Origin of the sequence: Pinirhizobacter sp., from assembly GCF_035317885.1 — a bacterium.
GTDB lineage: Bacteria > Pseudomonadota > Gammaproteobacteria > Xanthomonadales > Rhodanobacteraceae > Pinirhizobacter.
In genome coordinates, this window is record NZ_DATHFX010000239.1 from 1 (window position 1) to 7,969 (window position 7,969).

General features: G+C 65.5%; 8 protein-coding genes. 4 read left to right on the top strand and 4 right to left on the bottom strand.

The features are described from left to right. The 3 genes from VK519_RS07810 to htpX all read right to left on the bottom strand — a co-directional run. Nucleotides 1-664 (bottom strand): AEC family transporter (locus VK519_RS07810; RefSeq protein WP_324348768.1); only part of this gene is annotated, 664 nt, incomplete at its 3' end. 7 nt (nt 665-671) lie between these two features. Then, nucleotides 672-2,537 (bottom strand): molecular chaperone HtpG, encoded by a 1,866-nt coding sequence (htpG, locus tag VK519_RS07815; protein WP_324348770.1) that lies wholly within the window; start codon nt 2,535-2,537, stop codon nt 672-674. Nucleotides 2,538-2,630: 93 nt separating this feature from the next. After that, complete coding sequence (gene htpX, locus VK519_RS07820; RefSeq protein WP_324348771.1) at nt 2,631-3,518, bottom strand: protease HtpX; 888 nt, start codon at nt 3,516-3,518, stop codon at nt 2,631-2,633. 117 nt (nt 3,519-3,635) lie between these two features. On the opposite strand from htpX, the gene gluQRS reads away from it, so the two are divergent. Together gluQRS and phbB are read left to right on the top strand one after the other, a co-directional pair. Beyond that, the gene (gene gluQRS / locus VK519_RS07825) at nt 3,636-4,496 is read left to right on the top strand and encodes a tRNA glutamyl-Q(34) synthetase GluQRS (RefSeq protein WP_324348773.1); all 861 of its coding nucleotides are present in this window, start codon (nt 3,636-3,638) and stop codon (nt 4,494-4,496) included. Nucleotides 4,497-4,548: 52 nt separating this feature from the next. Next, on the top strand, nt 4,549-5,289 hold the full coding sequence (gene phbB, locus VK519_RS07830) for an acetoacetyl-CoA reductase (RefSeq protein WP_324348775.1): 741 nt from the start codon (nt 4,549-4,551) through the stop codon (nt 5,287-5,289). 17 nt (nt 5,290-5,306) lie between these two features. Here phbB and VK519_RS07835 read toward each other — a convergent pair whose 3' ends face one another. After that, nucleotides 5,307-6,113, bottom strand: a complete 807-nt coding sequence (locus VK519_RS07835; protein WP_324348776.1) for a tRNA threonylcarbamoyladenosine dehydratase — start codon at nt 6,111-6,113, stop codon at nt 5,307-5,309. 94 nt (nt 6,114-6,207) lie between these two features. Here VK519_RS07835 and VK519_RS07840 point away from each other — a divergent pair, with 94 nt between their 5' ends. Together VK519_RS07840 and VK519_RS07845 are read left to right on the top strand one after the other, a co-directional pair. Beyond that, nucleotides 6,208-6,597 (top strand): cytochrome c, encoded by a 390-nt coding sequence (locus VK519_RS07840; RefSeq protein ID WP_324348777.1) that lies wholly within the window; start codon nt 6,208-6,210, stop codon nt 6,595-6,597. 27 nt (nt 6,598-6,624) lie between these two features. Then, the coding region (locus tag VK519_RS07845; RefSeq protein ID WP_324348779.1) for a sensor histidine kinase at nt 6,625-7,969 on the top strand (1,345 nt) is incomplete at its 3' end.

Genomic DNA, 7,969 nt, shown 5'->3' on the forward strand with positions numbered 1-7,969 from the left:
GTCCCAGGGAGAGCGCAGCGGCTTGCCCCCGCTCAATGTGCAGGCGGAACTGCAAGCCCACCGAGAACAATGCCAATGGCGTTAGCGTACCGCCGATCTGCTCCAGTACTTCGTCCACGATCCTCGGCCAACCCCCGAACCCTCCGATGACGATGCCCGCCAGGAGCGCCAGGAAGGCCGGAAAGGTAAACAGGCGCCGCGCCATCGCACCCACCGTGGGCCGGGTGCCCGAATAAAGCGAGGCCACCAAGATGCCGCCCACCGCCAGCAACGGAAACGTACCCAACTGGTCGGCCACGACTGCCACGGAGAGTCCGGGACGTCCATGCAGGGCTTCGATCATCGGATAGCCCATGAACGAGGTATTGCCCAGCCCGCCCACAAGCGTAAGGCAGCCCACGCGTTGGCGTGACCAGCCGCGCAGGCGGCCCACCACGGCAAAGAAAGCCCATGCGCCGAAGAAGGTGATGAAGGCGCCCGCGGCCGGCAGCCACAAGGAGGATTCAAATCGCAACTTTGGAACCAACGCCAACACCAGCGCCGGCAGGGCAATGTTCAGCACCCACCAGTTGATGCCTGGCACGATGCCCTCGGGCAATCGTGCGAAGCGACGGCAGGCGATGCCCAGCAACAGGCAGGCGAACAGGGTGACAAGGGCGGACATCAGCCTCTCAGCCCAGCAACACCCGGTTCATGCGGCGGACAAAGGACGCCGGATCCTCCAGTTGCGCACCGGCGGTGATCTCCGCCTGTTCGAGCAGCAGCGAGGCAAGATCCCTGGCCTTCGCATCGTCGCCCTCGCCTTCCAGGCGCTGAACCAGCGGATGGCCCGGATTGATCTCGAGCGTCGGCTTGGCTGAGGGCATCTCGTGGCCGGCCTCGCGAAGCAGGCGCGCCAGATGCGGAGCCATGTCGAAATCAGCCAGGGCCAGGCACGAGGGCGAATCGGTGAGGCGCGCCGACACGCGCACTTCGCCGACGCGCTCGCCCAGCAGCGCCTTGATGCGCTCGACCAGCGGCGCCGCCAGTTTGGAGGCTTCCTCCTGCTTTTGCTTGCCCGCTTCGTCCTGTGGCAGTTCGCCCTTGGCCGCGCTCTGGATCTTCTTGCCGGCGTATTCGGTGAGATTGCCCAGCATCCACTCATCGATGCGGTCGGACAGCAGCAATACCTCGATGTCGCGGGCCTTGAGCACCTCCAGCTGCGGGCTGCCGGCGGCGGCGGCGTGGCTGTCGGCGGTGATGGCCCAGATCACGTCCTGGCCCACCTGCATGCGGCCGATGTAGTCGTCCAGCGACACTACCTGGGCGGCACCGTCGCCCTTGGTCGAGGCAAAGCGCAGCAACTTGGCGATGCGCTCGCGATTGGCACTGTCTTCGACGATACCCTCCTTGAGCGTGTTGCCGAAGGCTTTCCAGAAGGTGGCGAATTTGTCGGCGTCGTCGCGGGCGAGTTTCTCGATGAGATCAAGCACGCGCTTGACGCAGGCGGCGCGGATCTTCTCGAGCTGGCGGTTCTGCTGCAGGATTTCGCGGCTCACGTTCAGCGGCAGGTCGTCGGCGTCCACCACGCCACGCACGAAGCGCAGGTAGTTGGGCAACAGCTCATCGGCCGCGTCCATGATGAAAACACGCTTGATGTACAGCTTCAGGCCCTTGCGCTCGTCGCGGCCGCCCATGGCCAGGTCGAACGGCGGCTGGCTGGGGATGTAGAGCAGCGTGGTGAAGCTCTGGCTGCCCTCAACGCGGTTGTGCGTCCAGGTGAGCGCATCGTTGAAATCGTGGCCCAGGGATTTATAGAAGCCCTGGTATTCGTCGTCGGTGATCTCCGACTTCGGGCGCGCCCACAGCGCGGATGCGGCGTTGATCGTCTCGAACTCACCAGCCTCGGGCTTGCCGTCCTTGTCTTTCGGTACACGGATCGGGAAAGCGACATGGTCGGAGTACTTGCGGATGGTCTGGCGCAGCGTCCACGGGCGGAGGAATTCGTCCTCATCGGCCTTCAGGTGCAGGATCACCGTGGTGCCGCGGGCCAGGCCCGTTGCATCGTCGAGCGTGTACTCGCCCTTGCCGTCGCTTTCCCACTTCACGCCCTCGTCGCTGCCGGCACGGCGGCTGAGCACGGTGACCCTATCGGCCACTACGAACGCCGAATAGAAGCCCACGCCGAACTGGCCAATCAGGCGGGCGTCGTTCTTCTGTTCGCCCGAGAGCGCCTCGAGGTAGCGGCGCGTGCCGGAGCTGGCGATGGTGCCGATGTTGGCGATCACCTCGTCGCGGCTCATGCCGATGCCGTTGTCGCGCACGCTTACCGTGCGGGCATCGGGGTCCCAGCTGACCTCGATGCGCAGTTCGGAATCTTCCGCGGCCAGGGAGGGATCTGCCAGGGACTCGAAACGCAGCTTGTCGCAGGCGTCGGAGGCGTTGGAGATCAGCTCGCGCAGGAAGATTTCCTTGTGCGAGTACAGCGAATGGGTGACCAGGTGCAGGACCTGGGCGACTTCAGCTTCGAAGCGGCGGGTTTCGGTACCGGTGGTCATGGGTGATAAGCAACCTTGCAGATGTTGATGAAAAGCTAGAGCCCGCGGCGCCTGGCGAAGCGCCGCGGCCCTGGGAACGGTGGGCCCGCTAGTTTACGCCGCGCGCTGCAAGGCCGCGATGCGCTCGGGCAGCGGCGGGTGGCTCATGAAGAGCTTCTTCAGCCCCTCGGCGAGCGGCCCGGCAATGCCAAAAGCCGCAATCGTCTGCGGCAAGGTGGACTCGCCGTGGTTGGCGGCCAGGCGCTGCAGGGCCGAGACCATCGACGCGCGACCGGCAAGGTTCGCCCCCGCGGCATCGGCACGGAACTCGCGCCAGCGCGAGAACGCGGCCACGATCATCGAGGCGAACAGGCCAAAGACCAGCTGCAGCACCATCACCACGACGAAGTATCCGATGCCACCACCGCCATCGCGGTCGCGGCCGCCGGACAGCCAGCCGTCGACCACGCGACCGACGATGCGTGCCAGCACGATCACCAGCGTGTTCAATACGCCCTGGACCAGGGTGAGGGTCACCATGTCGCCGTTGGCGACGTGGCCGATCTCATGGCCAAGCACCGCGGACACCTGTTCGCGGTCCATCTGCTGCAGCAGGCCCGTGCTGACCGCCACCAGCGCGCTGTTGCGGCTCATGCCAGTGGCGAAGGCGTTCATCTCCGGGGCGTCGTAGATGGCCACTTCCGGCATGCCGATGCCGGCCTTTTCCGCATGCCTGCGCACGGTAGCCAGCAGCCAGCGCTCGGTGTCGTTGCGCGGCTCGGTGATCACTTGGGCGCCGGTGGACATCTTGGCCATCCACTTGGACAGGGCCAGCGAGATGAAGGCGCCGCCCATGCCGAATACGGCGGCGAAGGCCAGCAGTCCGCCCAGGCCCACGCCCTGGCGCGCAGCCCACTGGTCGATGCCTAACAGGTGGCAGACGACCGTCAAAAGCAACAAGACGGCGATGTTGGTACCAAGGAAAAGGGCAATGCGCAGCACGTGGTTTTCTCTCTTGCGTCCGTGGATAGAGTGAAGACCATTTCTGCGGGCGCCGGTTCCTCGTTTCAAGGTGAATGCCTTCTCCCATCTTGCTGTCGTGGCAGGTAAAATTACCCGATGACCTACCGCGGCCGCTTTGCCCCCTCGCCCACCGGCGACCTCCACGAAGGATCACTCCTGGCCGCCGTGGCCAGTTGGCTGCGGGCACGCCAGCAAGGAGGGGCATGGCTTGTGCGTGTGGACGACATCGACCCGCCACGCGAGGTGCCTGGGTCGGCGGCGTCGATCCAGTCCACCCTGGCCTCGCTGGCGCTGCACCCGGACGAGCCGGTGTGGCTGCAGTCGACGCGTCACAGCGCCTATCGCGATGCCTTCGAGAGCCTGCGGACCGCAGGGCTGGTGTACGCCTGCTGGTGCTCGCGCGCGGATCTCGCCGCCACCGGCGGCATCCACCGCGGTTCCTGCCTGTCGCCGCCGTGCGACAGGGAGCCCGCCTGGCGCCTGCGCGCTGGCGATGCCGTGGTCGCGTGGCACGATCTGGTGGCCGGTGAGCAAGCGTGGCCGGTGGCTGATGGCGGCGACTTCGTCGTGCTGCGTGCCGACGGCTTGTGGTCATACCAGCTTGCCTGCGCGGTGGATGACGCAGCGCAGGGCATCAGCGAGGTAGTGCGCGGGCGCGACCTGATCGACTCCACGCCGCGCCAGATCCTCCTGCAGCGCCTGCTGGGCCTGCCTGCGCCTGCGTATGCCCACCTTCCCCTGCTGGTGGATACGAGCGGCGGCAAGCTTGCCAAGTCCACCCAGGCACCTGCCGTCGACGCCGATGGCCTGCCGGCCCTGCGCCGGACGCTCGCGCGCTTGGGCCTCCCCGGCGCGCCCGACGAGGATGCCGCCACGATGCTTGGCTGGGCCCTGCGGCGGTTTGACCTGGCTTCACTCGCGGGCAAAGTAGCCATCCATATGGCCGAACCGTTATAACGTCGAATCAACCGGCGTTCGCCGAACCGATCATTCCTAGGAAATACCTCCAATGACGCAACGCACGGCCCTGGTCACCGGCGGCACCGGTGGCATCGGCACCGCCCTGGTCCGGCACCTGATCGACCAGGGGCACCGCGTTGCCAGCAACTACCGCGACCGCGACAAGGCCCATGCCTGGGGCCAGCGCATGCGTGAACTTGGTTACGAAGTCACCCTGGTCCATGGCGACGTATCGGATAACGCCTCGAGCCAGGTCATGGTCGAAGAAGTGGAAGCCGCCCTCGGGCCGATCGACATCCTGGTCAACAACGCCGGCATCACCCGCGACAGTACCTTCCACAAGATGGACTACCAGCAGTGGAGCGAGGTGGTGCAGACCAACCTGAACGCCTGCTTCAACGTTACCCGACCGGTCATCGAAGGCATGCGTGCGCGGCGCTGGGGACGGATCGTGCAGATCAGCTCGGTGAATGGCCAGAAGGGCCAGTACGGGCAGGCGAACTACGCCGCGGCCAAGGCCGGCATCCACGGTTTCACCATTTCCCTGGCGTTGGAAAACGCCCGCTACGGCATCACCGTGAATACCGTGTCGCCCGGCTACATCGCCACCGACATGGTCAAGTCGGTGCCACTGGAAGTGCGCGAGAAGATCGTGGCGCAGATCCCGATGGGCCGGATGGGTCATCCCGATGAAATCGCCCGCGCGGTAACGTTCCTTACCGCGCAGGAATCGGAATGGATCACCGGCGCCAACCTCGCCATCAATGGCGGGCACTACATGGGCTGGTAGCGACGCCAGGCCAGTGGCTAGGCCAGGAGTTTTTCCAGGATCTTGCCCACCGCGGCGAAGGCGAAGGTGCCCGTGACGTGGGTGGCCGCGCCCAGGCCGCCGCCACAATCGAGCTTCAGCGCATCGCCGCCTTCCGGGCGGGTACCACACACGCTGCCGTCCGCCTGCGGGTATTGCACGTTCTGCAGCGAATACACCGCCGATACGCCGAAGTAGCGATCAGCGTTCTTCGGGAACCCGAACTCCTGGCGGAGTTTCTTCCGGATCAGGCTGAACATGGCGTCGTGCTCGGTGCGCGAGAGGTCACGCACGCGCACCTGGGTGGGGTCGGTGCGGCCACCGGCCGAACCCACCGTCACCGTGGGAATCTTCCGCCGGCGGCACCAGGCAATGGCCTCGACCTTCACCCGGAACGCATCGCAGGCGTCGAGCACGGCGTCGTAGCCGCGGCCCAGGAGTTCATCCAGCGTGCCGGTGGTAAGGAACTGCTCGACCGGATCAACCACGATGGCCGGGTTGATTGCACGCAACCGCTCGGCCACCACCTGCACCTTGTTGCGGCCATACTGGCCGTCCAGGGCATGCGACTGGCGATTGGTATTGGAAAGGCAGATGTCGTCGGCGTCGATCAGGGTGATCCTTCCCACGCCTGACCTCGCCAGCGCCTCGGCCGCCCACGAACCCACCCCGCCGACTCCGACCACGCAGACGTGGGCCTCACCCAGGCGGGCGAGCGAGCCGGCGCCATACAGGCGCTCGATACCAGCGAAGCGCTCGTGCGCGGTAGCGGCCGGGGGCGCCAGGGCCAATGAGGGAACTGACATCAGGGTATCCGCTTAATGCATTGAATGGATTATATTTCAAAGCGCAAGGCACGGCGGTCGGATATGCTTGGCTTCGTTGCGACGGAGGGAAACCATGCGAGCCATCATCCTTTTGGTCATCGGCCTGGCCGTGGGCGCCATCTCCGCCTCGTACGCGGCCAATACCATGGCGGCGCGGCATGCTTATACAAGGGGTGTCATGGCCATCATGCAGCACCATGTCTCAGCGCTCGGCGCCCAGGCCAAGGCAGGCCAGTGTCCGGCCGACTCAAGCCTGGACCACTTCCACCGCATCAGTGGGGCCGCCGCGGAGATTGAACCGGCCTTCGCCGGCGCCGATCCCGACTTCTTCAAGCACGCCCATGCGCTGGCCGATGCCACCGCCGCCACCATCGCCAATGCGCCCGCGGACTGCCCGGGGCTGAAGCAGGCGATGGCGAAAGTGGGAGAAACCTGCAAGAGTTGCCACGAGCTCTATCGCTAGGCATTCCCACGGACGCCTTGCCCACGGATGAAACCGCCCGTCCAACGTTCTCCCGGGCCGCTGCGCTTCCTGCGCATGCGGGCGTGGTTGCTGTATCGCGCACTGACGCGGTTCGAGACCACCATGTTCGCCCGCACCCGCTACTCGCAACCGAAAATGGTGGCGATCGGCGTGGTCGGCGCGCTCAGCCTGATGTTCTACTACCCGATCTGGGCATGGCTGTTTCCGCAGCCGTATGAGAATTTCGGCCTTCGCCTGGCCTGCAGCGTTCTGTTCGTCCCGCTTGCCCTGCTGCCGTGGTGGCCCCGGCGCACCCGTGCCTGGCTACCGAGCTACTGGTACTCGGTGATGACCATCTGCATGCCCTTCTTCGTCGGTTATATGACGCTGCGCAACGGCACGGCCGTATGGCTGATGACCCACCTGGCGGTGATCATGCTGCTGATGATGCTGTTCGACGTGTCGAGCTTCGTGCTGGTGTTCGTGGTCGGCAGCCTGATGGCCGCGGTGGCCTACCTCGTCACCCCCCACCTGCCCTTCAACTCGGCCGCGTTCATCGAGTACATCCCCCTGCTGATGTTTGCCATGGCAGGCGGTGCAGTGTGCACGGTGTCCGCGTCGATGGCGGAGCAGAACCGGCTGGACGCCCTCACCGCCGCGTCGAACAACATTGCCCATGAACTTCGCACCCCGCTGGGCTCGGTCCGCATCGCCGCCCAGGCCGTGCGCCGCTACCTGCCGGACCTGCTGCAAAGCCACAGGGCGGCCCTCGAGGCGGGCCTGCCGGTGGCCGAATTGCGCGACAACCACCTGATGGCGCTGGAACGCAGCATCGGCATCATGGAGCGGGAGGTGGAGTACTCCAACACCATCATCGACATGTTGCTGCTGGCCGCCCGGCCGATCGGCGAGGTGCGTCCGACGGAACTTTCGGCCCTCGCATGCGTGGAACAGGCGCTCAACCGGTATCCTTATGGCTCCCGGGGCGAACGGGAGCGGGTTCGGCTGGAGGCGGCCGGGGATTTCCTCTTCATGGGCGTGGAGAGCCTGCTGGTCCACGTGATCTTCAACCTGGTACGCAATGCCCTGTTGCATACCGGGCGTGCCGGCAAGGGCGTCATCAGGATCTTTATCGAGCCGGGCGCCGAGGATCACGTGATCCGGGTGCACGATACCGGCCCGGGCATCCCGCCAGACGTCCTGCCGCGCATCTTCAACCGGTTTTATTCACATTCGGACGATAAACATGGCGTGGACGGCTTAGGCATCGGGCTCGCTTTTTCCCGCGCGGCCATGGAGCATATGGGCGGGACCATCCGATGCAGTTCGCGCTGGGGGGAATTTACCGAGTTCACCCTGACCTTTCCTCCAC